The organism is Salinicola acroporae (assembly GCF_003206615.1).
Classification (GTDB): Bacteria; Pseudomonadota; Gammaproteobacteria; order Pseudomonadales; family Halomonadaceae; genus Salinicola; species Salinicola acroporae.
This window is the reverse complement of record NZ_PZJW01000003.1, coordinates 42,748-68,757: the sequence shown is the minus strand read 5'-3', so window position 1 is coordinate 68,757 and position 26,010 is coordinate 42,748. Positions and strand designations below refer to the sequence as shown.

The following is a 26,010-nucleotide window of genomic DNA, read 5'->3' as shown; positions in this document are numbered from 1 at the left end:
CCCTGGCGGCGGCGCCAGGGATCGCTACGCTGGGAGATGCCCTCCGTTGCCGCGAGTTTTTCGCCATGCGAGTTACCGTTTTCAGTGCCCAGCCCTACGATCGACGCTTTTTCGACGAACTTGCTGCCGTTCAAGATGCCGATGACGACATCGAGTGGCACTACCAGGAAGCCAGTCTCGATGCCGGCACCGTTACGCTGGCAGCGGGCAGCGATGCGGTCTGCGTGTTCGTCAACGACTGCCTGGACGCCGCCGTGCTCGACACGCTGGCCACCCTCGGGATCCGTGCGATCGTGCTGCGCTGCGCCGGTTTCAACAACATCGATCTCGCGGCTGCCCATCGGCTCGGGCTGTTCGTGGCGCGGGTGCCGGCCTACTCGCCGGAGGCGGTGGCGGAGCACGCGCTGGCGATGATCATGACCCTGAACCGCAAGACTCACCGGGCCTTCAACCGCGTGCGCGAGGGCAACTTCGCACTCGACGGGCTGCTGGGCGTCACCCTTCATGGCAAGACGGCGGGCGTGATCGGGACGGGCCGGATCGGACTGTGCATGGCACGCATCCTGAAAGGACTCGGCTGCGAGGTGCTGGGCCATGATCCCTATCCGGCCGAGGCGTTCCAGGCCTACGGGGAAGCGGTCCCGCTCGAGGCGCTGCTGGCTCGCTCCGATATCGTCTCGCTGCACTGTCCGCTGACCGAGCAGACCCATCACCTGATCGATGACGGGACCTTGGCGGCGATGAAGCCGGGCGCCATGCTGGTCAATACCTCGCGAGGGGCGCTGATCGATACGCCCGCGGTCATTGGCGCGCTGAAGTCGCGTCAACTGGGCGCGCTGGCCATCGATGTCTACGAGCAGGAGAGTGAGCTGTTCTTCCGCGACCACTCGGCGGAGATCATCGACGATGACGTGTTCGCGCGCCTGGCGAGTTTTCCCAATGTGCTGATCACCGGACACCAGGGGTTTTTCACCGTCGAGGCGCTGCGCGAGATCGCCCAGGTGACCCGCGCCAACCTGATGGCCTTCGCCGAAGGTATCGAGTGCCCCAACCGGCTGTAGCGGGCCGGGTCAGCGGGTCAGGCGCTCCACCCCAGCGTTGCTGCCCAGCATCAGCACATCGGCCGGGCGTTTGGCGAACAAGCCGTTGGTGACCACGCCGACCAGCGCATCCAGCGCCGCTTCCATCGCCTCGGGCTCGTCGAACAGCTTGTCGTAACCGTCGAGGATGCGGTTGCCGTTGTCGGTCAGCACGCCATCCCGATAGACCGGCGTGATGCCCAGCTTGACCATTTCGCGGGCGACATAGGAGCGCGCCATCGGAATCACCTCGATCGGCAGCGGGAAGCCACCCAGCACCTCGACCCGCTTGCTGGCATCGGCGATGCAGATGAAGCGCTCGGCGCAGGCGGCCACGATCTTTTCCCGGGTCAGCGCCGCGCCGCCGCCCTTGATCATGCGCAGTCTGGCATCGATCTCGTCGGCGCCGTCGACATAGACCGGGACGGTGCCGACATGGTTGAGCTCCAGCACGTCGATACCGTGGGATTTCAGCCGCGCTGCCGTCGCTTCCGAACTTGCGACCGCGCCGCGGAAGTCGTGTCGGCGGGCGGCCAGCAGGTCGATGAAGTGGTTGGCCGTGGAGCCCGTGCCCACGCCGATCACCGCATCCGGGGTCAGCAGGTTGTCGATGTCTTCTAGGGCTGCGGCGGCGACGGCGCGCTTGAGATCGTCCTGGGTCATGTCGGTTCCGGCAGGCTGAGTGGAGAAGGGTTCGATTGGGGTACGCTCGGAGCGCGGCCAGTATAAAGCAAGCGGCACACGCTGCCGATGTCGCTGGACGCTCGGGGCCGGGGTCTGCTAACAATACGGGTCCATCAAAGCCCGCCGCTCTCGAGGCGGGAGCGCTGCACCCCAGCTGTTCGCCAGGACATACCCGAATGCAACTCGAAGACATCGTCAAGAAGATCCTCCAGGCCCGTGTCTACGAGGCGGCCCGGGAGACTCCGATTTCCCCGCTGCCCGCGCTCTCCCGCCGCTTTTCCAACCGGATTCTGATCAAGCGCGAAGACCTGCAGCCGGTCTTTTCGTTCAAGATTCGCGGCGCCTACAACAAGATGGCGCAACTGAGTGACGAGCAGAAGGCCAACGGCGTGATCGCGGCGTCCGCGGGCAATCATGCCCAGGGGCTGGCGATGGCGGCCAGGCAGATGGGGGTCAAGGCGGTGATCGTGATGCCGCGGGTCACGCCGGATATCAAGGTGTCGGCGGTCCGGGGCTGGGGCGCCAGGGTGGTGCTCAAGGGCGACGCCTTCGGTGATGCGCTGAGCCACGCCCGGGAGCTGATCGCCGAACATGGCTATACCTATATCCCGCCCTACGACGATTTCGACGTGATCGCCGGCCAGGGGACGGTGGCGATGGAGATCCTGCGCCAGCACGCCGGTCCGCTCGATGCGATCTTCGTCCCCGTCGGTGGCGGGGGGCTGCTGGCGGGCATCGCGGCCTACATCAAGTATCTGCGACCGGAGATCAAGGTGTTCGGTGTCGAAGCCGAGGACTCCGCCTGTCTCAAGGCGGCCATGGAGGCCGGCGAGCGGGTGACGCTGGAGCAGGTCGGGGTGTTTGCCGAGGGCGTCGCGGTGGCGCAGATCGGCGAGGCGCCGTTCGAGATCCTGCGTCATCACGTCGACGGCGTGATCACCGTCAACACCGACGAGATGTGCGCGGCGGTGAAGGACACGTTCGATGACACGCGGGCGGTGGCGGAAACCTCCGGTGCGCTGTCGCTGGCGGGGCTCAAGAAGTATATCCAGCAGACCCAGGCGCGTGACCAGACACTGATGTGCATCAACTCGGGCGCCAATATCAATTTCGACCGGCTCCAGCACGTCGCCGAGCGCACCGAGCTGGGCGAGCAGCGCGAGGCGATCCTGGCGGTGGAGATCCCCGAGCGGCCGGGCAGCTTCAAGCAGTTCTGCCGGGTGATCGGGCGGCGCATGGTGACCGAATTCAACTATCGCTACGCCGATCCGGAGAACGCGCACATCTTCGTCGGTGTTCAGGTCAAACCGGGGGGCGAGGATCGCGAAGAGCTGATCCGCCGCCTGCGCGAGGCAGACTATCCGGTCGAGGATCTCACCGACAACGAACTGGCCAAGCTTCACATCCGCCATCTGGGCGGCGGTCGACCCCGGGAGCGTTTCGAGGAGGAGGTCTATCGCTTCGAATTCCCCGAACGCCCTGGCGCGCTGATGAACTTTCTCACCCACCTGCCGGCGGACTGGAACATCTCGCTGTTCCACTACCGCAATCACGGCGCCGCCTACGGCCGGGTGCTGGTGGGACTGCAGATGCCCAATGGCGACCGTGCCCATGCCGAGGAACACTTCGATCGCATCGGCTATCGTTACTGGAAGGAGACTGACAATACGGCCTACCGGCTGTTCATGGCCTAGACTTCGTCGGTAATCGTCGTGAAAGGATGAAATAGGCGCTAAAAGTCCCTGAATCCGATCTCAAACTTTTTGTGTTGGTGCCGATACTATTGGGTAACGAAAAAAGGTGTCATCCGGGCCGGAAACACTCTTGTCAAGTTTTTGGCCTGACCCTATAGTCGTGCGCGTCGCTGCGGGGGGCAGCGACCGAACCCAACGCAGCGGAGTCGACATGAGACGCAAGCCCGACTTGGTAATGGCATTGGTACTGATCTTCGGCGTCGGCGTGGTGGCAACAGGCTACGCGCAGACGCTGCTGGGCGCCTGAGGCCGGGAACACGCCGGATCATTCGGCTGGCGACGGCCGGCGAATGAGGGCGTGGTGAAGAGGATCGGCTGGTGGGGTGTGGCTCGAAACGGCCGGTAGCGGAAACGCTGCCGGCCGTTTTCGTTGCAGGCGCTGCCGCCGTCGACCATTCAGTGCCGGCTAGCCTCGTGCTTCAGCGACCGGGTCGGACGATGCGCCGGTCGCTGACGATGGCATCCAGCGGCACGTCCCAGCCCTCGATGGGCAGCGAGTCGACCCGTTGGCAGTCGTGGGCGAGCCCGATCAGCCGGGGCCTGGGGCGCTGGCGTCGGGCAAAGGCGAACGTGCGATCGTAGAATCCACCGCCCATGCCGATTCGCTGGCCATCGTCGTCGAATCCCACCAGTGGCAGCAGCACGGTATCCAACGCCCAGGCGGGCAATCGGTTGGCGCGATGGGCGCCGAAGCGGGTGTCCGGCTCGGCGATACCGAAGCGATTGCGGGTCATCCGGGTGCCGGCGCGATAACGCACGAACCACAGCCGGTTCTCGACCAGGGGGCGTAATACCGGGAGATAGACGTGGGCGCGACGGGCTGTGAACCAGTCGATCAGCGGGCGCGGATCGATCTCGCCATCGTTGGGCAGATAGAGCGCCACGCGGCGGGCGCGCTGCAGTTCGGGCAGGCACCTGAGGCGGCGGCAGAGCTCGCGGGAGGCGTGGCGTCGTTGATCCGGGGTCAGTGCGCGACGGCGACGACGCAGTTCACGTCGAAGCTCGCGCCGATCGAGACGGCCATCGACGGCCGACGACAGGGTCGTGGCAGCCTGGGCTGCGTCAGGGTCGATCGTGGCGGTAGGCTTGTTGAACGACAAGAGAGTTCCCCAGAGTGCCGCTGTCATTCTGGCCCTGAACCTATTGGTTCAAGGTGGGTGGCCGCAGGCAGGCCTTCAGGCTTTCCGACGCGCGGACATGCACACGGGCCTGCCTAGCAATTGGCCCCCTGGGTACTGCGCATAGGCTCGAGGGACTTGTAATGACTGGCGCACACTCCAGGAAACTCCACCATCGTAGCAGAGCGGCCCCCGTTGCCCAATGGCGGATTGCGATGCCGGTGGCGCTTTCGATATCACGGTGCCTGCCGGCCGGGTTCGCCCGCCTTGGCCAGCGCGCGTTCCAGTCTCTCGCTCAAATCACTCAGGCTCTGCTCGCCGGCGCGATGCGAGTCCAGCGCCGTCAGCAGCTCGTGGGTGATATTGAGGGCGGCCATGATCGCGATCTTTTCGGCACCCAGCACCTTGCCCCGCGAATGGATGCCGTGCATGGCGCGATCCAGGTAGCGGGCGGAGCGCTTCAGTTGATCCTGCTCCTCGGGCGGGCAGGCGATCACGTAGGGTTTGCCCAGCAGGGTGACTTCGGTCGTCGGGCGAGACGTGTCGCTCATGTTGTCGCTCCGGGGTGGGCGGTGAAGATCGATGCGGTAAGATGGCAGGCATTCGCGCCGAGCGCGTCCGGATTCGTTACCCTGCCCGCGGTCGGTGACCGGCTGCGCCGGGCGGGGTCGAGGGCCCGGGGAGCGTGCCGCCGCGATTGAGGAATCACTATAGAGAGCCGGTTATTGGCGGTCAACGCGCCGCCTCGCGCCCGCCGGCTCTTGCGATCACCCAATCATGGATGCCGACATGTCGATCATCAACGACCAGCTCGACTTTTCCACCGTCGCCAATGTCTTCCTGGCCCATGGCAGCATGCAGTCGCCAGCGTTTCTCGACGGCCGACTGTGCGCCGAGCTCGGTTTGCACGATTTGAGTGCCGAGGGATGGCTGGAGGAAGTCTGCCTGTCGCTCAACGTGGAACAGCCGGAAAACCGTGAGGATGCGGACGTGCTGCTGGGCTGGCGCCGCCAGACGCTGGACGCGCTCTCCGCCGCCGAGCTCAATTTCGAGCCGCTGTTGCCGGACGAGCTGTTTTCGCTCTCCGAGCGGGCCCAGGGGCTCAAGGAGTGGACCCAGGGCTTTCTCGAGGTCGTCAACGAAGTGGATGGCGAAACCTACGAGAACTGGTCCTCGCCGTTGAAAGAGGCGCTGGAGGATCTCGGCCAGCTGTCGGCGATCGATGTCGATATCGCCGACGACCCCGAAAACGAGAACGATCTCTTCGCGCTGACCGAACATGCCCGGATGGCAGCGATGCTGCTCTACACCGAACAGCACCCTGGAGAACCCCAGGTAGAGCAGGTGGATAACGAGAGTGGCGATACCGCCGGCGGCGAGGACGAGATGCCGTCGGCGCTGCACTGAGCCCGCCCGCGCCGCGAGGCGCGTGATCGACGATATTCCAGGCGTCCCGGCGAATCCCGAGACGCTTCGCTCAAGGAGAGAGACATGCGACCCGAGCCGTTGCCGCGTCCCGCCCCCATCTCGCCAGAGGAGTTTGCGGCCCGTCGCGAGCGCCTGATGGCCGAATTGCCGGCACACAGCGCCGTGCTGTTGCCGGGTGCCGCGCTCAAGACGCGCAATCACGACAGCGAATACGCGTTCCGCCAGAACAGCGACTTCCACTATCTGTGCGGTTTTCCCGAACCCGACGCGCTGCTGGTGCTGCTGCCCGGCCGGGAAGCCGGCGAGGCCATCCTCTACTGCCAGGAGAAGGATCCCGAGAAGGAGGCCTGGACCGGCATTCGTATCGGCCCCGAAGGGGCCGTGCGCGATTACGGCATGGACGAGGCGTTCGATAACACCCAGCGCCACAACCTCACCGAACTGCTGGATGGTCGTCAAACCCTCTACCTGCCGCTGGCCGACACCGCCGCCATGGGCATCGCCGAGGGCGTGCGTGGACAGCTGAGCGCCCGGGCGCGACGGGGTGCCGTCGCCCCCACCCGGTTTGCCGACGTCAGTGCCTTGATCCACGAACTTCGCCTGACCAAGAGCGAGGCCGAGCTGGCGCTGATGCGACACGCCGCGCGGATCAGCGCGCTGGCGCACCGGCGCGCCATGCAGGCGAGCCGCCCCGGACGCTTCGAATACCAGCTGCAGGCCGAGCTCGAGCACGAGTTCCTCTGGCACGGCGCGCGCGCCCCCGCCTACGGCACCATCGTCGGCGGCGGGGCCAACGCCTGTGTGCTGCACTATATCGAGAACGCCGCGCCGCTGAAGGATGGCGAGCTGGTACTGATCGACGCGGGTGGCGAGTTCGACCTCTACGCCGGTGACATTACCCGTACCTTTCCGGTCAACGGCCGTTTCAGCGACGCTCAGCGGGCGTTGTACGACGTCGTGCTGGCGGCAGAAGAGCGTGCCGTGGCCGCGGTGGAACCCGGCGTCACGCTGGAGGCCATCCACCAGGGCGTGGTGCGCGATCTGACCGCCGGCCTGATCGAACTCGGCCTGCTGGAAGGCGAGCTGGAGGAGAATATCGAGTCCCAGCGCTTCCGCCGCTTCTATCTGCACTCGACCTCGCACTGGCTCGGCCTCGATGTCCACGATGTCGGCAGCTATCGGGTCGATGGCGAACCCCGCCGGCTCGAGCCGGGCATGGTGTTGACGATCGAGCCCGGGCTCTACATCCCGGATGTCGAAGACGTGCCGTCGGCCTATCGCGGCATCGGGATTCGTATCGAGGACGACGTCGTGGTCACCGAGTCCGGCCGCGAGGTCCTGACCTCGGAGGTACCCAAGGCGCCAGCGGATATCGAGGCGCTGATGCAGGGGCGAGATTGATCATTTTTTGATCTATCGCCAACCGCGCCAGAAAATTACGTAACCGATGTAATTCAGGTGTAGGGTGCGTGAATACTGGCGTCTGAATTTTCAATCGTAAGGGAGTGGCTGGTGCAGATGTCTCAGACACGGCAATCCACCACGGTCGACGTGGCCATCATCGGCGGTGGTCTGGTGGGCGCCAGTCTCGCCTGCGCCCTAGGCGAGGCCATCGCGGCGGAGCGCGAGCTTGGCGAGGAGCGGGCGCAACTGCGCGTGGCCATCATCGAACCTCGGCCGCTGCCCAGCAGCGTCGAGGCGAGCACGTATCAACCCAGCTTCGACGCCCGGGCCAGCGCCATCGCCTACGGCTCGCGACGCCACTTCGAGCGGCTCGGCGTGTGGTCGGCGATGGCGTCGGAGGCGTCCGCGATCCGCCATATCCACGTCAGCGAGCGTGGCCGGCTGGGCGCGACCCGGCTGCACGCCGCCGAGCTGGGCGTGGAGGCGCTGGGCTATGTCATCCCCAACGCCTGGATGGGGCGAGCGCTGCATGCTCGCCTCGAGTCGCTGCCCATCGACTGGCGCTGTCCGGCACGCGTCGAATCGCTGGAGCCCGAGAGCGGGGGCTATCGGCTCGCGCTGGACAGCGGCGAGGTGATTCACGCCGGCCTGACCGTGCTGGCAGACGGCGGACGAGCCGGTTTCAAGGAGCGCCTCGGTATCGAGAGCGATCATCATTCCTATGAGCAGACCGCGCTGATCGCCAACGTCGAGGTCAGCCGTGCCCATGGCGGCTGGGCCTTCGAACGCTTCACCCGCGAAGGGCCGATGGCCCTGCTGCCACTCGACGGACGCCGGATGGAACTGGTCTGGACCCACCGGGAGGGCGCGTTCGACGAGACCCTGGCGCTTTCCGACGGCGCCTTTCTGGAGCGCCTGCAGCAGGCCTTCGGCGATCGGGCGGGCCGCTTTCGGCGGGTGGGGCAGCGGCACACCTATCCACTGTCGTTGATCACGGCGCGGGAGACGGTTCGCCCGCATCTGGCCATACTGGGCAACGCGGCACATGCGCTGCACCCGGTTGCCGGGCAGGGTTTCAACCTGGCCCTGCGTGGCGTGATGGACTTGGCCGGCGCCATCGGCGCGGCGCGCGCGGACGGCGTTGCCGCCGGCGACCCCCGAACGCTGGCGAGCTTCGAGGCGAGACGAACGGCGGACACGCATCGGATCGTGCGCTTCAGTGACGGGCTGATCCGGCTATTCGGCATCGATCATGTGGCATTGGGGTCGGCTCGGGCCGCCGGATTGGTCGGCCTCAATGCGCTGGGGCCGTTGCGCCGGACCTTGGCGAGACACGCGATGGGCATCGAGCGCTAGCGCTGGCGGTGAATGAGCCTGGATATGAACGGGCCGGCAGGTGGCGCGGCATGCGACGAGACAAGGAGTACGCGTAATGGACCAGAGCGAGAGTGATGTCATCATCGTCGGTGGCGGGGTCGTCGGCTCCACGCTGGCCCTGCTCCTGGGCGAAGCCGGCTGGCAGGTGGCCGTGGTCGATGCGGCACCGGCGCCCGCAGGCGATGCGCGCCTGGGGCAGGGGAAACCGGCGCTTCGCGTCAGCGCATTGACGGCGGCATCGCAGCGTCTGCTGATGGCCCTGGACGTCTGGCCCTGGGTCGCCTCCCGCCGGGTGTCCGCCTACCGGGGCATGCAGGTCTGGGACGCCGAAGGTAGCGGCGAGATCGACTTCGATGCCGACGAGGTCGGTGTCGATGCGCTGGGACATATCGTCGAGAACGACCTGCTGTTGGCCGGACTGGCCCGACGCTTGCAATCGCTACCCAACGTCGAGTGGCTGCAGGGTGTGCGAGTGACCGACTACGAGCGCCAGCAGAGCGCGGCTCGCGACGGTGCCTGCCATGCCAGCGATGCCGTGATAACCCTGGACAGTGGCACCCAGCGACGGGCGCCGCTGATCGTCGGCGCCGATGGCGCCCACTCCCCGCTGCGCAGCCTGGCTGGTATCCCGGTCAGCGAACGCGAGACCGGCCAGGCTGCCGTGGTCACCACCGTGCGCACCGCTGTCGGCCATGGCGCCGTTGCGCGCCAGGCTTTTCTCGCCACCGGTCCGCTGGCCTTCCTGCCGCTGACTGTCGACGGGCGGGATGACCACTGTTCAATCGTATGGTCGACCACTCCCGGCGAGGCCCGGCGGTTGACGGCCCTGGCCGACACCGAGGAGGGGCGCGCACAACTGGGCATCGAACTCGCCCACGGGTTGGGGGAGAGGCTGGGCGACGTCGAGGTCATCGATGCCGCGCCGCACTTTCCGATCACCCAGCGCCATGCGCAGCGTTACGTCGACGACGGCCTGGCGCTGGTCGGCGATGCCGCACACAGCCTGCACCCGCTGGCAGGGCAGGGCGTCAATCTCGGCTTGATGGATGCCGCCGTGCTCGCCGAGGAGTGGGTGCGCGCCAGACGGCGCGGTGCGCCGCCGGGGGATCGGCGAATCCTGGTTCGCTACGAGCGTCGTCGCCGCAACGAAAACGCGGCCATGCTCGCCGCCATGCAGGGCTTCCAGCGGTTGTTCGGCAGCCGGCAACCCGCGCTTCGGCTCGCCCGCAATTGGGGGCTCTCCGGCGTGAACCGCTTCATGCCGGTGAAGCGGTTGCTGATCCGCCAGGCACTGGGGGAGTACGGCGATCTACCCGAGCGGTGTCGATGAAGGGCTGGTCCGAAGATTCGACACTTCTGACAGTTCTCGCTGCGCGAGAGAGAGGGCTGCATCAGCCAATGGTCAGACGCTCGCCGAAGGCCATTTGCCAGTATTTGCACCCTGATTTCTATGAAGTGGGTCGCTCCGGGCAGCATTACACGCGTGACGACGTGCTCAAATCAGCGTACGAGGACCAGGCGGGCTTGGATATCAGAATCCATGCAGAAGGAGATTATTGCCGGCGTCTTTCGGCAGGCTCCGCGCTGCTTTTCTATCGTTCCGCCAATCTTCGTGCCGATGGATCGTGCGAGCGTTGGGCCAGACGCTGCTCGTTGTGGTGGTTGACGCCACATGGCTGGCAGTTGCGATTCCATCAGGGAGCGCCCATCGGATCCCTATCGTGAAACGGCTGCCGTTTGGGCAGCCGTCTCGCCGTTCTTGTCCGACCGATGCCGGCTCGCGGCTCGTCAGGGAGCGGGCTTGGCGCTCTCCTGGGTGGCGGGGGCCGCCGCCGCCCGGGGTCGCTGCACCACGTTGAGCGCCTTGAGCAGGTTCAGCGCCTCCCCCAGCTGGTAGTCGTTGGCCGCGACCGGGGTGTCGGGGTTGTCCTCCGCCTGGTCGGGATTGCCGTTCAGCAGGTGCCCGCGAAGGTTGGACTCGCGCAGCTGGAAGCCGCTGTTCTCCTCGATCTCCAGGCGACCGCTGACGACGCGAACGTCGGGTGCGATGCCCTCGGCCTGGATCGAACGCCCGCTGGGGGTGTAGTAGCGCGCCGTGGTGAGCTTGAGCCCGTCGCCGTTGCCCAGCGGCATCACCTGCTGCACCGAACCCTTGCCGAAGCTGCGCGTGCCCATCAGCACGCCACGTCCCTGATCCTGCAGCGCTCCGGCGACGATCTCGGCGGCTGAGGCGCTGCCCCCGTTGATCAGCACCACCAGTGGCACGTCGGGAGCGGTCGTATCGGCGTGGGCGGTAAAGCGCATGTCGTCATCGACCAGCCGGCCCTTGGTGTAGACCACCAGGCCGCTGGAGAGGAACTGGTCGGCCACGTCGACGGCGCTGGAGAGCACGCCGCCGGGATTGTTGCGCAGGTCGAGCACCAGGCCCTTCAGCGGCCCCGGTTTCAGCAACGACTCCAACGCGTCATGCGTCTGCTGGCCGGTCCGGCTCTGGAACTGGCTGATCCGCAGATAGCCGTAACCGGGTTCCAGCACGCGGTTGGATACGCTCTCGGACTGGATCGATTCGCGGGTCAGCGTCAGGTTGCGGGGCTCCTGATCGCCGTCCCGCAACAGCAACAGCTCGATATCGGTGCCGGCCTCGCCGCGCATCAGGTCCACGGCTTCCTGCAGGCTCAGATTGCTGGTCGGCGTGCCGTCGATGGCCACGATGCGATCGCCCGGCTGAATGCCGGCCCGGGCGGCCGGGGTGTCGTCGATGGGCGCGATGACGGTCAACTGGTCGTCACGCAGGCCGACCTCGATGCCGACGCCGCTGAACTCGCCCTCGGTGGTCTCGCGCAGGTTCTGGAAGGCATCGGCGTCAAGGTATTCGGAGTGAGGGTCGAGCTGGCTGAGCATGCCTCGCATGGCGTTGCGCAGCAGCGTCTTGTCGTCGACCTGCTCAACATAGGTACGCTTGATGCGCTCGAAGACCTCGGCGAAGGTCTGAACGTCCTCCACCGGCAAGCCGTTGGCGGCATCCTGCTCGGCCTGGGTGGGAGCGCCGGCGGTGCTGTCTTGCTGGGCCTGGGCCACCGGGGCCAGGCCAAGGATCAGGATCAGCGCGGCGCCCAGCGTGGGGACGAAGGCGGCTCTCCGGGCGAGAAGATCCGCGCGGGCAGGCCCTGGCTTCAGGCGGCTTGAATTCATGCGGTCTCCGCGACTCGAGCTGGATGGATTCGCTGGCGCCGATACCCGAGGCGACTGGCGATACCGATATCCGTGAAGGAACGGCGTTTGATAACCCAGCATAGCGTTTCGCCGGGTCGATGATCCAGCTTGCCGATCAGCGTTTGGCAATCCAGTTGCTGGGATTGATCGGGTTGCCGTTCTGGCGTACCTCGAAATAGAGCGCCGGTCTCGACTGACCACCCGTGTCGCCGACGGCCCCGACCGTCTGCCGGTTGGAGACCTGCTGCCCGGGGTCGACGTCGATCTGCTGGAGATGGGCGTAGAGCGTGAGAATACCGTCGCCATGATCGAGTATCAGCAGGTTGCCGAAGCCGCGCATCCAGTTGGCGAAGACCACCCGGCCGGCATGCACGGCCTTGACCGCCGTTCCCGTCGGTGCCCCGATCAGAATACCGTTGCGATTGATGCCGTCGCCGCTGCCGTAGCTCGACAGCATCGCTCCCTGGACGGGCCATGGCAGACCGCCTCTGGTCTGGCGGATATCGGTCGAGGGGGGCGGTTTCTTCAGGTTGGCGAGCTCTTTCTGCATCCGGTCCAGCAGGCGCTCGACGTGGGCACGATCCTGGTTGAGATCCTCGAGCCGGGCCTGCTCGCTGTCGTAGCGGCCGTTCAGCTTGGCCACCAGGGTCTGGCGCTCCTTCAGGTTCGATGCCAGGCGCTGCTGCTGCTGCTCGAGATCGGCCTGGACGTCATCCAGGCGCGAGCGCCGCCGATCGATCTCCGCCAGGTTGTCGTCGAGCTGGCGGTTGATCTCCCGGAGCTGGTCGAGGCGTTCCCGGCGTGCCGACGACAGCGCATTGAGATAGTGCTGGAGCCGATCGACCTCGGCCGGATCGTCCTGATTGAGCAGCAGCTTGAGCTGTGGCGTGGTGCCGAGGCGATAGAGCGCATCGAACTGCAGCGCCAGCGCCTCGCGCTGCCGCTGGCGATCAGCGGCCAGGCCCTGGCGACGCTGCTCGAGGTCTGCGACCTCGTCGTCCAGTTGCCGTCGCTCCGCCTGTAGCGAGTCAAGACGCTGGTGGGTCTGGCCGATCGCCGTCTCTACCTGCTTCAGGTCATCCTGGGCGTTGCCGCGAGCGGCCTGGGTGTTTTCCAGCTTGCCCTGCAGCGCCTGGATATCGGTCGCCAGGCTGTCCAGCCGCGCACGGGCCTCCTGCGGGTTGGCCTGGCCGAAGACGGGGCCGGCCAGCAGCAAGCTGCCGGCCAGCAGGAGAGAGAGACCGTTTCTGCGTTGCCCGCGCCGACATGAGAAGTTGGCCTTGCTGGATCTCACGTCGGGCGAATCCTGGCGTGGACGATGGCCTGAGACGAGCCTGCGTTACGCATCATCGATCAGCACGTCACCCGTCATCTCTTCGGGAGCCGGCTGGCGCAGCATGTGCAGCAGCGTCGGCGCCAGGTCACAAAGCCGACCATCCGACTTGAGCCTGGCCGCCTTGTCGCGGCAGACGTAGACCAGCGGCACCATGAACGTGGTGTGGGAGGTGTGCGGATTGCCGGTCTCGGGGTCGACCATCAGTTCGGCATTGCCGTGATCGGCGGTGACCAGGCATTCGCCACCCGCTTTTTCGATCGCCTCGACGACGCGGCCCAGGCAGGTGTCGACGGCCTCGATCGCCTTGGTGGCGGCGCCCAGGTCACCGGTATGCCCTACCATGTCGCCGTTGGCGTAGTTGCAGATGATCAAGTCGTACTTGCCGCCCTCGATCGCCTCGACCAGCGTGTCGGTGAGTTCGAAGGCGCTCATCTCCGGCTTCTCGTCGTAGGTCTTGACGTCCTTGGGCGACTGGATCAGGGCACGATCCTCGCCGTCGAACTTCGCCTCGCGACCGCCGGAGAAGAAGAACGTCACGTGGGCGTACTTCTCCGTTTCGGCGATGCGCAGCTGGGTGAGACCGTGGCTCTCCGCCACCTCGCCCAGGGTATTGACCAGATCCCGCGGCGGGAAGGCGACCGGCGTGTCGATGTCGTCGGCGTACTGGGTCAGCATCACCAGCCCCTTGCCGGCCAGCTTGATCCTTTCCCCCCGGTCGAAGCCGTCGAAGTCCGGATTGACGAAAGCGCGGGTCAACTCGCGGGCGCGATCGGCGCGGAAGTTGAGGAACAGCGCCGCGTCGCCATCGGCCATGGCGATCTTGTCGCCGCTCGGTCGCACTGCCGTGGCGGTGACGAACTCGTCGGTCTCACCGCGGTCGTAGGCCGCCGCCAGGCCGGCTTCGGCACTGTCGGCGACATGTTCGCCCTCGCCGAAACGCACTACCCGGTAGGCCTTCTCGACACGGTCCCAGCGATTGTCGCGATCCATCGCGAAGTAGCGGCCGACGATCGACGCGACGAAGCCATTATCGGCACCGACCAGCTCGGCTAGCCGGGCGTTGGCGCGCTCGATCGAGGCGCCGGCGCTTTTCGGCGCGGTGTCGCGACCGTCCGTGAACGCGTGGAGATAGATGCGCTTGGCGCCGCGCTCGGCGGCCAGGGCGGCCACGGCCAGCAGATGATCTTCATGGCTATGGACGCCGCCGGGAGAGAGCAAACCCATCAGGTGGACGGCCTTGCCGTTGGCGACCGCGTCGTCGATCGGTGCGGTGAGCGGTTCGATGGTCTTCAGTTCGTCGTCCGCGATCGCCTTGGTGATCCGGGTGAAATCCTGGTAGACGATCCGGCCGGCGCCGATGTTCATGTGGCCGACTTCGGAGTTGCCCATCTGGCCTTCGGGCAGGCCGACGTAGTTGCCATCGGTGTGAATCAAGGTGTTGGGGTAGTCGCGCTTGAGGCGATCCATCACCGGGGTGTCGGCGGCGGAGACAGCGTTGTTGGCGCTATCGTCATTCTGGCCGTAGCCATCGAGAATCAACAGCGCGACGGGACGCGGAGTGCGGGGAGTATCTGCCATGACAAGCCTCGAAAAATCGGATGGGCGGCGTAAGTCGTGTCGAAACCTATCGTTCGGCACCGGAGATGCTGGAACCTGCCGTTCTGGAATTCGTCGTTTTGAAACGAAGACCTCAAAGGATAGCGCACCGGGCGAGTCGGGTCAGCCGTCTGCCTTGAGCTTGCCTCGTTTCACCGACGCCCTCGTGTATAATGGCCGGCGCCCGCCAGGAGTCTGCCGGGCTTGGCCGATCGTCGCGAGGAAATTGGATTTTGAGTCAGGTACATCGATCGGATAAGGCGAATAGCCCGCTATTTAACGCATCCGATCGAATGAAATTGGCCAAAAGCCCGGAATTCGCAGTAGATCAGTGCTAAGTCCGACAGGCTTTCAACGGGCCAGGATTATCAGCCGTTCGCGTCCCGAGCCACGAAGGCTTCCACGCCAAGGTGCAAGACGCGGTTTGACGCAGACGCGCCAAGGGCGGAGTCGCACGCCGTGAAGGCGTTTCGCGATCCCATTGGCCCCAGATTTAGAGTGTCGGCAGACCCATGATCGATCAGTTGTTCGAATTCGTCGAAAACCACCCGCTGCTGGTCAGCGCCTTTCTGGTCGTGCTGCTCGCGTGGTTGGCGTTCGAGGCCAAGCGTGGCGGTGCCTCCGGTGTTTCCACCACCGAGACCACCTCGCTGATCAACCGTGAAGACGGTGTGGTGATCGATATCCGCGAGAGCAGCGAGTTCAAGGCCGGGCATATCGCCGGTGCCAAGAACATCCCGCAGTCCCGGCTCAAGGAGCGGCTGACGCAGCTCGAGAAGTACAAGGAGACGCCGGTCATCGTGGTCTGCAAGCAGGGGCAGTCTGCCGGTGCCGCTGTCACCGAACTCAGTCAGGCCGGCTTCACCCGGGTCTACAAGCTCAAGGGCGGCATGGCACAGTGGCAGGCCGACAGCCTGCCGGTGGTGCGCCGCTGAGCAGGGCGCCGCTCGCCGAATCGCCATCGCCATTCTGCCCGGCACGCCGGCCGGTCGGCATGGCCAGTCATTCAGGAATGTAAAGGAAACGCATCATGGCGGAAGACAACAATCAGCAGGGTTCCCAGGAAAAGCCGCAGCTGCAGTTCTCCCTGCAGCGCATTTACGTCAAGGACATCTCGTTCGAGTCGCCCAACGCGCCGAGCGTCTTTCAGCAGCCGTTCAAGCCCAAGGTCGGTCTGGATCTCGATACCACCAGCCAGTCGGTGGGTGAGGACCTCTATGAGGTCGTGGTCAAGGTGACCGCTCAGGTCTCGAACAACGAAGATGGCGCCACGGCGTTTCTGGTCGAGGTCGAGCAGGCCGGTCTGTTCCGCATTGCCGGCCTGGCCGGCGACCAGCTGGATCACACGCTGGGTGCCTTCTGCCCCAACGTCCTGTTCCCCTACGCCCGGGAGTGCATCGACAGCCTGGTCAGCCGTGGCAGCTTCCCTCCGCTGATGCTGGCGCCGGTGAATTTCGAGGCGATGTACGCCCAGAAGAAGCAGCGCACCGCCCAGGCCAGCGAAACCACCCAGTAAGCCCGGATCATGGCCAAGCCACGTATCCATGTCGCCGCCAGCCTGATCGCTGGCGGCGATGTCGTTCTGCCCGAGGGCCCGGCGCGTCACGTCGCGCTGGTATTGCGGCTTCGCCAGGACGCGCCGTTGATCCTGTTCGACGGCGAGGGTCGCGAGGCGCAGGCGCGGCTGACCGAGGTGGGCCGCAAGCGGGTCGTCGCCAGGATCGAGGCGGTAACGGAGATCGCGACGGAATCGCCGCTGCGGGTTCATCTCGGGCAGGCGATCTCCAAGGGCGATCGCATGGACTACGCGATCCAGAAGTCCGTCGAACTGGGCGTGGCCGCGATTACGCCGCTCTATGTCGAGCATGGCGATGTGCGCCTCAAGGGCGATCGCGAGGCGAAGAAACTGGCTCACTGGCAGGGCGTGGCGATTAGCGCCTGCGAGCAGTGCGGGCGGGCGACAATACCGCCGGTTCACCCGCCACGGATGCTGGCGGAGTGGCTCGGCGAGCGTGACGAAGCGCTGCGTCTGGTGCTGCATCCCGCCACTGACGATAGCTGGCGGCCGGCGGATTCGATCGACGCTGCTGCGCTGCTGATCGGCCCCGAAGGTGGGCTCAGCGCCGCCGAAGTCGATGCCGCCCGCCGTGCCGGCTTCCAACCGCTCACCCTCGGTCCGCGTATTCTGCGTACCGAGACGGCGCCGGTGGTCGCGCTGGCGCTGCTGCAGCATCATTTCGGGGACCTTTAGCCGTAGGCCAGGCGCGTCGCGTCAGGTCATCTGCCACCGCAGGCCAGCCAATAAAAACACCCCGCCAGCCGAAGATCCGGTTGGCGGGGTGTTTTGACATTCAATCGCTGACAGCTGCTGGCGTGCGTCGTGCCGGGCGATTACAGCTCGAGATCGTACTCGACGATCAGCGGGGCGAACTCGCTGAAGGTTGCATCGGTATCGATCCAGGCGTCCTTCACGTTGCGCCGGAAGTTGGGGCCGACGATCTGGTAATCGAGGCGCCAACCTTCCTGACGGGTCCGCGACACTTCCTGATCGAGCTTGGGCCACCAGGTGTACTGGTCGGCATCCCGATTGACCTCGCGGAAGGTGTCGATGAAGCCGGTCGGCCCGAACACCTGATCCATCCAGGCGCGCTCCTCGGGCTTGAAGCCGGGCGTCGTCTGATTGTCGGTCCAGTTGGCGAGATCGAGGGTCTTGTGCGCGATATGCCACGTTCCGCAGATGATGTACTCGCGACGCTTGCGAGCCATCTTGTTCAGGTACTCCAGATACTGGGTCATGAACGTCTGCTTGGCGGCCGGATCGTCGTCGCCGCTGGGCATCAGGAAGGTCGCGATGCTGAAGCGGTCGTAGTCGGCCTGCAGGAAACGCCCTTCGTTGTCACACTGCTCGAAGCCCAGCCCATACATGATGGCCTTGGGAATCTTGCGGCAGTAGAGACCCACGCCGGAAAATCCATCCTTCTCCGCATCCAGGAAATAACCTTCGTAACCTTCTGGATAGAGGATGCTGTCATCGAGCTCGAAGCTCTTGGCCTTCAGGTTCTGCACGCAGACGACGTCAGCATCCTGTTCGGCCAGCCAGTCGAGGAAGCCCCGCTCGACGGCCTCTCGGATCCCGTTCACATTGATGCTGGCGATTTTCATACAGTGTTCCTTCTTTGTCGCGCGTGTATGATACCCGAGCTTGAAAGGTTTAGGTAAATGACTGCTTCGTTTGGCCAAAACGGCAGCGGTCAGTCAAGATTCATGAGGCCATGCATAAGGACTTAGGGAGACCCCGGGGTGAGCGTCGAGATTCAGCCGTATCAGCAGGAGTTCATCGAGTTTGCGATCGCCGAAGGGGTATTGCGCTTCGGTGAGTTCACGCTCAAGTCCGGTCGCGTCAGTCCCTATTTCTTCAATGCCGGCTTGTTCCGCTCCGGCCGTGCCCTGGCTCGCCTGGGGCGTTTCTACGCCAGTGCCATCGCCGACAGCGGCATCGAGGCCGATGTACTGTTTGGTCCAGCTTACAAGGGTATACCGCTGGCGGCGAGCACAGCCGTTGCTCTGGCCGATCATCATCAGCGCGACCTGCCCTTTGCCTTCAACCGCAAGGAAGCCAAGACCCATGGTGAGGGCGGCAATATCGTCGGCGCCGAACTGCGCGGCAACGTCCTGATCATCGACGATGTCATCACGGCTGGGACGGCAATCCGCGAGGTCATGCAGATCATCCGAGCGGCCGGTGCCCGAGCCGCTGGCGTGGTCATCGCGCTCGACCGCCAGGAGCGTGGCCAGGGTGATGAGGGCTTGAAGCCGCACAGCGCCATCCAGGAAGTCGAGGCGACGTATCATATGCCGGTTGTCAGCATCGTCAACCTCGATCAACTCCTTGCCTATCTCGAAACCCGGCCAGGCCACGGTGACGGCGGTGCCTCCATCGCCCAGCATGCCGAAGCCATCCGCGCCTACCGTGATCGCTACGGCGTCACCGACGCCCACTGAGCTGAGACCCGATTCCCGACAGCCGTGCTCATGGTGGCCTCTATCTGCCGCGCCCGGCTCGCGGCAAGGCGTTACAAAAGGTTTAAAAACACCGTTTGATAATTTCCCGGATTATGTCACGCTTAAGCGAGTGGTCCAACGCGATTTGGCGCGAATATCGGGAGACGTATCATGATCAAGCGCAACAGGATGAAACCATGGGGCTTTGCCCTTGCCACAGCGACCTTTGTCTTCGCCAGTCAACAGGCGATGGCGCTGAGCGTATCCGCCAACGGTGGTGACGAATCCTTCGGTGTCGAAGCCAGCCAGACCATCCTGCCCTCGGTGCGGGCCGGTGTCGGTTACCTGAACACCGACGACAGTGGTCACAACGCCAAGGCTTACTCCGGTTCGCTGATGTTCACGCCATGGATTCCCGGCATCGATCTAGCCGTTGGTGGGCGTTACCAGTACCAGGATACCCACTACGGCAATGGCGGCGGCCTGGGGCTCGGCGGTTCCGCATTCGTCGACACGCCCATCCCGTTGACCTCCATCGGCGCCTACGGTTTCTACACGCCGAATGGGCTGGCCCACGGCGACATCGACAAGAGCTACGAGTACGGCGCCCAGGCGCGGGTCAACATCATCTCGCAGACCTATGTCTACGGCGGCTATCGCTATATGCGCACCGATTTCGACAACGACGACGGCCACACCCTGGACAGCGGACCGGTGCTCGGCGTCAGCGTCGGCTTCTAGGACACCCCTGGCCATGGCGCCGGCTTCGCGGTACGAGGAGGAGGCCGGCGACGTTCTGAGGGCGCTGTAGAAAGCGGTGTCGATTGCGTATGATGCGAGAGTCACCCGCCTCCGAGCTGGCCGCCATGCTTGATATCGTGCTGTTTGAGCCCGAAATCCCGCCCAATACCGGCAATATCATCCGGTTGTGCGCCAATACCGGATTTCGCCTGCATATCATCGAACCGATGGCCTTCGAACTCGACGACAAGCGCTTGCGCCGCGCCGGGCTCGATTATCACGAGTGGGCCCGCGTCCAGGTCCACGCCAACTGGGCGGCATTTCTCGAAACCGTCGGGCCGGAGCGGGTCTTCGCGGTCTCGACCCGCGGCCGCCACGGCTACCACCATATCCACTATCGCGAAGGCGATGCGTTGGTCTTCGGCCCCGAGACCCGCGGCCTGCCCCAGGAGATGCTGGATGCCCTGCCGCCGGCGCAACGTCTGCGCATTCCCATGTTGGCCGACAGCCGCAGCCTGAACCTCTCCAACGCCTGCGCCATCATCGTCTTCGAGGCGTGGCGCCAGCTCGACTTCGCCGGCGCGGTGGATGTCTGAGCGCGGTGTGATCCGTTGGCCTACAGCCGTCGAGTCATGAACACGCTGTACGGATCTTCCCGGTAACTGCCGAACGGATCGCAGTAGTCGAAGCCGAACGCCTCGTAGAGTTTTCTCGCCGGTACGAATACTTCCATCGACCCCGTCTCCAGACTCAGCCGATGCAGGCCGGCGGCACGCGCCTCCTCGATCAGGTGCGCCAGGATCGCCCGCGCCACGCCTTTGCGTAGATGGTTCGGATCGGTGCGCATCGACTTGATCTCGGCGTGCGTATCGTCGAGGCGCTTGAACGCGCCGCAGCCCAGCAGCTCGTTATCTTCCCAGGCGGTGTAGAAGTGAACCTCCGGGCGTCGCAGCCCGTCGAGATCCAGCGCGTGGCGGCTCTCGGGCGGGGAGTGGGGCTCGAAGTCCTTGAGATGCGCTTCCAGCATGGCGGCGATTTCGGGACCGCGTAGATCGTCTCTTTTGATCTGCATGAGGTGTATCATTCCCGCGTTGTTGTTTTGACTCTGTCGTCCTGATTCCGTCGTGCTCTTTCTCGACGCTTTCTTCACCTCTGCGATTCTGCCCTCATGTCCGATATTCGCCAACGTCTTGCCAAGCTCAACCCGCGCCAGCAGGAGGCGGTGCGCTTTATCGATGGCCCCTGCCTGGTGCTGGCCGGCGCCGGTTCCGGCAAGACCAGCGTGATCACCACCAAGATCGCCTATCTGGTCCAGGAGTGCGGGATGAGCGCGCGCAAGATCGCCGCGGTCACCTTCACCAACAAGGCGGCGCGCGAGATGAAGGAGCGCGTGGGGCAGATGCTCAAGGGGCGCGAGGGGCACGGCCTGACTGTCTCCACCTTCCACAACCTGGGGCTCAACATCATTCGTCGCGAGCTCAAGGCGCTGGGCTTCCGTCCCGGTTTCTCGCTGTTCGACCCGGAAGACGCCAAGGCGCTGCTGCGCGACCTGATGCAGAAGGAGGCGGACACCGATGCCGAACAGATCAACGGCGTGCAGAACCAGATCTCCCAGTGGAAGAACGACCTGGTGCTGCCCGGACCGGCGATCTCCCATGCGGAAGACGAGGACCAGCAGTACGCCGCGCGGATCTACGAGGCCTACAACCGCCATCTCAAGGCCTACAACGCGGTCGACTTCGACGACCTGATCATGCTGCCGGTGGTGCTGCTCAAGACCGACCCCGAGGCGCTGGCGCGCTGGCGAAAACGCATCCACTACATGCTGGTGGACGAGTACCAGGACACCAATGTCAGCCAGTACCAACTGGTGAAGATGCTGATGGACGAGCGCGCCACCTTTACCGTGGTGGGGGATGACGACCAGTCGATCTACGCTTGGCGCGGTGCGCGGCCGGAGAACCTGGTGACGTTGGGCGAGGATTTCCCGCGTCTCAACGTGATCAAGCTGGAGCAGAACTACCGCTCCACCGCCACCATCCTGCGCGCCGCCAATACGCTCATCGCCAACAACCCTCACGTCTACGAGAAGACGCTGTGGTCGGACATGGGCCAGGGCGACCCGATCCGGGTGGTGGTCAACCGCCACGAGGAGGCCGAGGCCGAGCGCGTGGCCGGCGAGATCCTCACCCGCCGGATTAAGGAGCGTGCGGAGTGGCGTGACTTCGCCGTGCTCTATCGCGGCAACTTCCAGGCCCGGCTTTTGGAACTCAAGCTGCAGCACCACCAGATCCCCTACAAGCTCTCCGGCGGCACCTCGTTTTTCTCGCGCAACGAGATCAAGGACGCCATGGCTTACCTGCGGCTGCTGATCAATCCGGACGACGACAACGCCTTCCTGCGTATCGTCAACGTGCCGCGCCGGGAGATCGGCCCCGGCACGCTGGAGAAACTCGCCAACTACGCTTCCGAACGCGGCGGCTCGATGTTCTCGGCCTGCCATGAGATGGGGCTGGAGCAGGTGCTGCCGACCCGTGCGGTCGAGAGGCTGGGGCGCTTTGCCCACTTCATCGATGGCGTGCGCAAGCGCATGGACCAGGGCGACGCCATCGCCGCGATCCGCGAGATGATCCGCGACATGGACTACGAAGCCTGGCTCTACCAGAACGCCAGCGCGCCGACCATCGCCGAGCGGCGCATGGCCAACGTCTGGACGCTGATCGACCAGCTCGAGAAGTCGATGCACCGCGACGACGAGGAGGGCGAGGCCAGTGAGGAGACTGACGACGTGCAGTCGGCGATCTCGCGGCTGGTGCTGCGCGACATCCTCGAGCAGCAGGCCGAGGAGGATGACTCCGACCGCGTCCAACTCTTGACCATGCACGCCTCCAAGGGGCTCGAGTTTCCCCACGTCTATCTGATGGGGCTGGAGGAGGAACTGCTGCCGCACCGCAATTCCATTGAATCCGGCACCATCGAAGAAGAGCGGCGCCTGGCCTACGTCGGCATCACCCGCGCCCGGCGCACGCTGACGCTGACCCTGGCGCGCCAGCGCAAGGCCTACGGCGAACTGCTCGACTGCACCCCGAGCCGCTTCCTCGACGAACTGCCGGCGGACGATCTGGAGTGGGAAGGCCGCGCCGACAAGGAGAACCCCGAGAAGAAGCAGGAGCGTGGCCAGAGCGCCATCGCCGGGCTGAGATCGCTGCTAGGCTAGAGATTACACGTGGCGCCGGTGGCGACAGTCGCTTCAAGGAGAGACGATGAACACGATCGAGCTATGGCAACAGGCCCGCGACGAGGCGATGACGATCTCGCGGCAGGAGCCACTGTTGACCCCCTTGATGCTGGGCGCGGTACTCAATCGCTCGACACTGGGCGCGGGGCTGGCCTATCGCCTGGGTCAACGCCTGGCGCATCCCGATCTGGCGGCCAACCAGTTGATCAAACTGTTCGACGAACTGCTGGCCAGCGATCCCACGGTCGGCGAAGGCATCGGCCAGGATCTGACCGCAGTGATCGAGCGCGATCCGGCGATTCGCCAGGTCACCGAAGTGCTGCTCTACCTCAAGGGATTCCACGCCTTGACCGTGCATCGCTTCGCCCATGTGCTGTGGCAGAGCGGTCGCCGGCAGATGGCGCGCTATCTGCAGAGCCGTAGCTCCGAAGTGTTCCAGACCGATATCCACCCTGCGGCCAGGGTCGGCAACGGCGTGTTTATCGATCACGCCACTGGCGTGGTGATCGGCGAGACCACGGTCATCGAGGACGACGTCTCGCTGCTGCAGGGCGTGACCCTGGGCGGCACCGGCAAGGAAGCCGGGGATCGCCACCCCAAGGTGCGCCGTGGCGTGCTGATCGGCGCCGGCGCCAAGGTGCTTGGCAACATCGAGATCGGCGAGGGTGCCCGCATCGGCGCCGGATCGGTGGTGCTGAAGACGGTGCCGCCTCACACCACCGCGGTTGGCGTTCCGGCGCGTATCGTCGGCGATGCCGGCTGCGCGGCACCTTCACGGGAAATGCAGCATTGCCTCGACAAGCCAATGGAGCCGGAAACCTCGGCACGGCCCGTGCCCGCCAACGGCAAGCTCTGCTGCGGGCGCTAGCCGACGGGGTCGAGCATCCAGGGCGTCTCCGACTGGCTGGCGGCTTGGCTCGCCCTTCGCATCGCGAAAGCCGCCGTCACGCCGCACCGTGGCTGGACAGCCAATGGCCGAGCGGGTAGGATGGCCGCGCTGTTGGCAGGCCATTCGGCTATTCCACGCCATTCGGCACGACGTCACGTCATCGCGCGCCCATAGCTCAGCTGGATAGAGTACTGCCCTCCGAAGGCAGGGGTCGCAGGTTCGAATCCTGCTGGGCGCGCCATCTGGACTTCCTGAACCTTCCGAGAAAGTCCAAAATCGAAAGAAAAAACGCTTATAAACCAGTAGTTTTTTCCTCGCCTCTTCCTAAGCGTTCCTACCGAATCCAGCCGCAATGTGGTACAGATCAGGGTATATATCCCTGTTCGGAAACCCTCGCTATACCCCAACGCCGCTAACTATAAGAAGAATCGAATCAATCGCCGTCATCTGGCCAGGTCAGAATCTCCATGCCGGAATAGGGCTTTTGCCTACAGGCTTCCAGCCTGCTGCTTAGATCACCCACGTGGATCTCGAGCTTATGGCCATCAGGGTCGAGGAAGTAGAACGAATCTCCCTCGCTTCGATTATGCCGCCACGCTTTCACGCCCTTGGCTTTCAGGTGTTCGACGATGGGTGTGAATTCATCGGCCGTAACCGTGAAGGCGTAGTGTGTGTATTCGGGATGCGGTTCGGTGCCGCGGTGCTTGTCCAGGGTGAGACAAAGCCATAATCCTTCAAGCGATAGGTACGCTCCCGCATCCCAATGGGCATTCAGCGTCAGCCCCAGTGTTTCCCGGTAAAATTCAGTGCTTCTACTCAACTCAGAGACGGCGAGTGTTAGGTGGTTTAGACCCTTGAGCATGCTTGGCTCCTGCATGTGACAGATTTTTCTGAATCTCACGAGGATCAGAGCATCGCAATCACTGGCCATCAATGAAAGCCGCGCGGCCGAAGGCTCGGGCCGGGAAGTGAAACGACCGCTGGCCAGCCTCGACCGTAACCCCATCCAACCCCTTCGCTCGCCAGGAGAGAGGGGGTTGCCCAATCCTAGGATCGATGGCGTTTATCACGTGTGTAATAACGCATTGGTGAGATGAGAACCGTTATCGACTGTGAGAGGGCGCTAAATTGCACAATCGTGCGGTCGATCATTCGCCCCTGACGAGCGAATAGGGTGGATCCGGTGCCCGTCCTTCTAAGCTATAAACGGGCCGGCCATTACTCAACCAAGTGGCGGTGTATCCAGGTTGGGACATCAATCGTTTCGAGTCCTTCGCGATAATTGAACGTCGTTTCCTTGGGCCATGCGACGCCAACGCCTGCCGCGAACACGGCTCGATACTTGAACAGGTTGTTTTCAGGATCGGCACGTAGCGCATCGCTAAGGTAGGAAATCGACCAAGCTTCTCGCTTGAAAGGGCGGTCGAGCTGCCGCTCCAGCTCGTCCGCCAATTCCCCGTAGCTGATGGTGTCTCCTGCGACAAACACGGTTTCGTTCTGGAACCGTGGCTCGTGAAACAGTATCGCTGTGGTCAAGCGTCCGATGTCTTCCGGCGTTGTCACGGTAACCTGGTTATCCCAGCTACCCAGGGCGTGAACCTCGCTCTGCTCAAGGTCCACGACGCCAAAAGCCGGTTCGAACAGAAAGCTGGTGAACATTCCCGTGGCGACAATGAGCCACTCTGTGCGGTTCTGCGCCCGGAGCAGGTCGCGCACATCGAGCTGTTCGTCGAATACGTCCTGGGCGCTACCTCGGCCAATCGTGTCGTAGTCGACGCCAAACTGCCACGGCACATAACGCTTCACACCGGCCTGGAGCACTGCCTGGGTAATCTTGGTCTGTGTGCCACGTCCGGCTGAAAAGCCGATGCAGGAAATGACCGTATCATAGGGGGCGAGGAGGGCGGCCAGCTCATCCGTGCCGGTTGCGGCGACATCGCCAGGAACCGTCTCGACGCCCCATGCCCGCAACTGCTCGATTTGCTGCTTCTTGATCGGATCGGTCGTCTCTATCGTGGATTGTCTCAACCGGACGTAGATACGCGCTGATTGATGCTTGCGAGCGTGGTTTGCCAGGTGGCGCAGTACTTCGAAGCCCAGCTCCCCCGCGCCCAATACCAATATCGATTCCTTCCTGTCGGTGCGATTCAT

The 26,010-nt window shown here is 64.4% G+C and carries 25 protein-coding genes, 1 tRNA gene and 1 other RNA gene; 16 read left to right on the top strand and 11 right to left on the bottom strand.

Annotated elements, in window-relative coordinates:
• The first annotated feature begins 65 nt into the window (after positions 1 to 65).
• Positions 66 to 1,061, top strand: a complete 996-nt coding sequence (locus DOM54_RS04435; RefSeq protein WP_110715193.1) for a 2-hydroxyacid dehydrogenase — start codon at positions 66 to 68, stop codon at positions 1,059 to 1,061.
• Between the two features lie 9 nt (positions 1,062 to 1,070).
• Here DOM54_RS04435 and rpiA read toward each other — a convergent pair whose 3' ends face one another.
• A complete protein-coding gene (gene rpiA, locus DOM54_RS04430; protein WP_110715192.1) occupies positions 1,071 to 1,742 on the bottom strand; it encodes a ribose-5-phosphate isomerase RpiA in 672 nt (223 codons plus the stop codon).
• Positions 1,743 to 1,939: 197 nt separating this feature from the next.
• Here rpiA and ilvA point away from each other — a divergent pair, with 197 nt between their 5' ends.
• Positions 1,940 to 3,457: a threonine ammonia-lyase, biosynthetic gene (ilvA, locus tag DOM54_RS04425; protein WP_110715191.1), complete on the top strand. Its 1,518-nt coding sequence runs from the start codon at positions 1,940 to 1,942 to the stop codon at positions 3,455 to 3,457.
• Positions 3,458 to 3,936: 479 nt separating this feature from the next.
• On the opposite strand, the gene DOM54_RS04420 is transcribed toward ilvA, so the two are convergent.
• The 3 genes from DOM54_RS04420 to DOM54_RS04410 all read right to left on the bottom strand — a co-directional run bounded on the left by DOM54_RS04420 (position 3,937) and on the right by DOM54_RS04410 (position 5,186).
• Positions 3,937 to 4,557, bottom strand: a complete 621-nt coding sequence (locus tag DOM54_RS04420) for a 5-formyltetrahydrofolate cyclo-ligase (RefSeq protein ID WP_110715373.1) — start codon at positions 4,555 to 4,557, stop codon at positions 3,937 to 3,939.
• Positions 4,558 to 4,619: 62 nt separating this feature from the next.
• Positions 4,620 to 4,804: non-coding RNA, 6S RNA (gene ssrS / locus DOM54_RS04415), on the bottom strand.
• 67 nt (positions 4,805 to 4,871) lie between these two features.
• The gene (locus DOM54_RS04410; protein ID WP_110601556.1) at positions 4,872 to 5,186 is read right to left on the bottom strand and encodes a cell division protein ZapA; all 315 of its coding nucleotides are present in this window, start codon (positions 5,184 to 5,186) and stop codon (positions 4,872 to 4,874) included.
• 238 nt (positions 5,187 to 5,424) lie between these two features.
• On the opposite strand from DOM54_RS04410, the gene DOM54_RS04405 reads away from it, so the two are divergent.
• The 5 genes from DOM54_RS04405 (at position 5,425) to DOM54_RS20575 (ending at position 10,569) form a co-directional block, all read left to right on the top strand.
• Positions 5,425 to 6,042: a UPF0149 family protein gene (locus tag DOM54_RS04405; protein ID WP_110715190.1), complete on the top strand. Its 618-nt coding sequence runs from the start codon at positions 5,425 to 5,427 to the stop codon at positions 6,040 to 6,042.
• Between the two features lie 84 nt (positions 6,043 to 6,126).
• Positions 6,127 to 7,464, top strand: coding sequence for a Xaa-Pro aminopeptidase (gene pepP / locus DOM54_RS04400; RefSeq protein ID WP_110715189.1), 1,338 nt, complete (start codon positions 6,127 to 6,129; stop codon positions 7,462 to 7,464).
• A gap of 117 nt (positions 7,465 to 7,581) precedes the next feature.
• Positions 7,582 to 8,823 carry a 2-octaprenyl-6-methoxyphenyl hydroxylase gene (gene ubiH, locus DOM54_RS04395; protein WP_110715188.1) on the top strand — a complete coding sequence of 414 codons (1,242 nt, stop codon included), beginning with the start codon at positions 7,582 to 7,584 and terminating at the stop codon, positions 8,821 to 8,823.
• Positions 8,824 to 8,899: 76 nt separating this feature from the next.
• The gene (locus tag DOM54_RS04390; protein ID WP_110715187.1) at positions 8,900 to 10,174 is read left to right on the top strand and encodes an FAD-dependent oxidoreductase; all 1,275 of its coding nucleotides are present in this window, start codon (positions 8,900 to 8,902) and stop codon (positions 10,172 to 10,174) included.
• On the top strand, positions 10,171 to 10,569 hold the full coding sequence (locus tag DOM54_RS20575; protein WP_110715186.1) for a nuclear transport factor 2 family protein: 399 nt from the start codon (positions 10,171 to 10,173) through the stop codon (positions 10,567 to 10,569). The genes DOM54_RS04390 and DOM54_RS20575 overlap by 4 nt, the downstream gene beginning before the upstream one ends.
• Positions 10,570 to 10,632: 63 nt before the next feature.
• On the opposite strand, the gene DOM54_RS04380 is transcribed toward DOM54_RS20575, so the two are convergent.
• From DOM54_RS04380 to gpmI, 3 genes are all read right to left on the bottom strand, one after another.
• On the bottom strand, positions 10,633 to 12,036 hold the full coding sequence (locus tag DOM54_RS04380) for a S41 family peptidase (RefSeq protein WP_110715185.1): 1,404 nt from the start codon (positions 12,034 to 12,036) through the stop codon (positions 10,633 to 10,635).
• A gap of 136 nt (positions 12,037 to 12,172) precedes the next feature.
• The gene (locus tag DOM54_RS04375; RefSeq protein ID WP_240613764.1) at positions 12,173 to 13,351 is read right to left on the bottom strand and encodes a murein hydrolase activator EnvC family protein; all 1,179 of its coding nucleotides are present in this window, start codon (positions 13,349 to 13,351) and stop codon (positions 12,173 to 12,175) included.
• 45 nt (positions 13,352 to 13,396) lie between these two features.
• Positions 13,397 to 14,971 (bottom strand): 2,3-bisphosphoglycerate-independent phosphoglycerate mutase, encoded by a 1,575-nt coding sequence (gene gpmI / locus DOM54_RS04370; RefSeq protein ID WP_110715184.1) that lies wholly within the window; start codon positions 14,969 to 14,971, stop codon positions 13,397 to 13,399.
• Positions 14,972 to 15,501: 530 nt separating this feature from the next.
• Between gpmI and DOM54_RS04365 the strand changes: the two genes are divergently transcribed.
• The 3 genes from DOM54_RS04365 to DOM54_RS04355 all read left to right on the top strand — a co-directional run bounded on the left by DOM54_RS04365 (position 15,502) and on the right by DOM54_RS04355 (position 17,240).
• Positions 15,502 to 15,924: a rhodanese-like domain-containing protein gene (locus DOM54_RS04365; protein ID WP_110715183.1), complete on the top strand. Its 423-nt coding sequence runs from the start codon at positions 15,502 to 15,504 to the stop codon at positions 15,922 to 15,924.
• A 95-nt stretch (positions 15,925 to 16,019) separates the two neighbouring features.
• Positions 16,020 to 16,505 (top strand): protein-export chaperone SecB, encoded by a 486-nt coding sequence (gene secB / locus DOM54_RS04360; protein WP_110715182.1) that lies wholly within the window; start codon positions 16,020 to 16,022, stop codon positions 16,503 to 16,505.
• A 9-nt stretch (positions 16,506 to 16,514) separates the two neighbouring features.
• Positions 16,515 to 17,240: a 16S rRNA (uracil(1498)-N(3))-methyltransferase gene (locus tag DOM54_RS04355; RefSeq protein WP_110715181.1), complete on the top strand. Its 726-nt coding sequence runs from the start codon at positions 16,515 to 16,517 to the stop codon at positions 17,238 to 17,240.
• Between the two features lie 140 nt (positions 17,241 to 17,380).
• Here the strand turns inward: DOM54_RS04355 and DOM54_RS04350 are convergent, their stop codons facing one another.
• Positions 17,381 to 18,151, bottom strand: coding sequence for an exodeoxyribonuclease III (locus DOM54_RS04350; RefSeq protein WP_110601541.1), 771 nt, complete (start codon positions 18,149 to 18,151; stop codon positions 17,381 to 17,383).
• Positions 18,152 to 18,289: 138 nt separating this feature from the next.
• Here DOM54_RS04350 and pyrE point away from each other — a divergent pair, with 138 nt between their 5' ends.
• From pyrE to trmL, 3 genes are all read left to right on the top strand, one after another.
• Positions 18,290 to 18,991 (top strand): orotate phosphoribosyltransferase, encoded by a 702-nt coding sequence (pyrE, locus tag DOM54_RS04345; RefSeq protein WP_110715180.1) that lies wholly within the window; start codon positions 18,290 to 18,292, stop codon positions 18,989 to 18,991.
• A gap of 171 nt (positions 18,992 to 19,162) precedes the next feature.
• Positions 19,163 to 19,732, top strand: coding sequence for a YfaZ family outer membrane protein (locus tag DOM54_RS04340; RefSeq protein ID WP_240613763.1), 570 nt, complete (start codon positions 19,163 to 19,165; stop codon positions 19,730 to 19,732).
• 125 nt (positions 19,733 to 19,857) lie between these two features.
• On the top strand, positions 19,858 to 20,328 hold the full coding sequence (trmL, locus tag DOM54_RS04335) for a tRNA (uridine(34)/cytosine(34)/5-carboxymethylaminomethyluridine(34)-2'-O)-methyltransferase TrmL (protein WP_110715370.1): 471 nt from the start codon (positions 19,858 to 19,860) through the stop codon (positions 20,326 to 20,328).
• A 20-nt stretch (positions 20,329 to 20,348) separates the two neighbouring features.
• Here trmL and DOM54_RS04330 read toward each other — a convergent pair whose 3' ends face one another.
• On the bottom strand, positions 20,349 to 20,804 hold the full coding sequence (locus DOM54_RS04330) for a GNAT family N-acetyltransferase (RefSeq protein WP_110715179.1): 456 nt from the start codon (positions 20,802 to 20,804) through the stop codon (positions 20,349 to 20,351).
• A gap of 96 nt (positions 20,805 to 20,900) precedes the next feature.
• Here DOM54_RS04330 and rep point away from each other — a divergent pair, with 96 nt between their 5' ends.
• From rep to DOM54_RS04315, 3 genes are all read left to right on the top strand, one after another.
• Entirely contained in the window at positions 20,901 to 22,949 is a 2,049-nt protein-coding gene (rep, locus tag DOM54_RS04325) for a DNA helicase Rep (RefSeq protein ID WP_110715178.1), read from the top strand.
• 46 nt (positions 22,950 to 22,995) lie between these two features.
• Positions 22,996 to 23,838: a serine O-acetyltransferase gene (cysE, locus tag DOM54_RS04320; RefSeq protein ID WP_110715177.1), complete on the top strand. Its 843-nt coding sequence runs from the start codon at positions 22,996 to 22,998 to the stop codon at positions 23,836 to 23,838.
• A 185-nt stretch (positions 23,839 to 24,023) separates the two neighbouring features.
• Positions 24,024 to 24,100 (top strand) — tRNA-Arg (locus tag DOM54_RS04315).
• 192 nt (positions 24,101 to 24,292) lie between these two features.
• On the opposite strand, the gene fos is transcribed toward DOM54_RS04315, so the two are convergent.
• Both fos and DOM54_RS04305 read right to left on the bottom strand, forming a co-directional pair.
• On the bottom strand, positions 24,293 to 24,721 hold the full coding sequence (gene fos / locus DOM54_RS04310) for a fosfomycin resistance glutathione transferase (protein ID WP_110715176.1): 429 nt from the start codon (positions 24,719 to 24,721) through the stop codon (positions 24,293 to 24,295).
• Between the two features lie 356 nt (positions 24,722 to 25,077).
• Complete coding sequence (locus DOM54_RS04305; RefSeq protein WP_110715175.1) at positions 25,078 to 26,010, bottom strand: aromatic alcohol reductase; 933 nt, start codon at positions 26,008 to 26,010, stop codon at positions 25,078 to 25,080.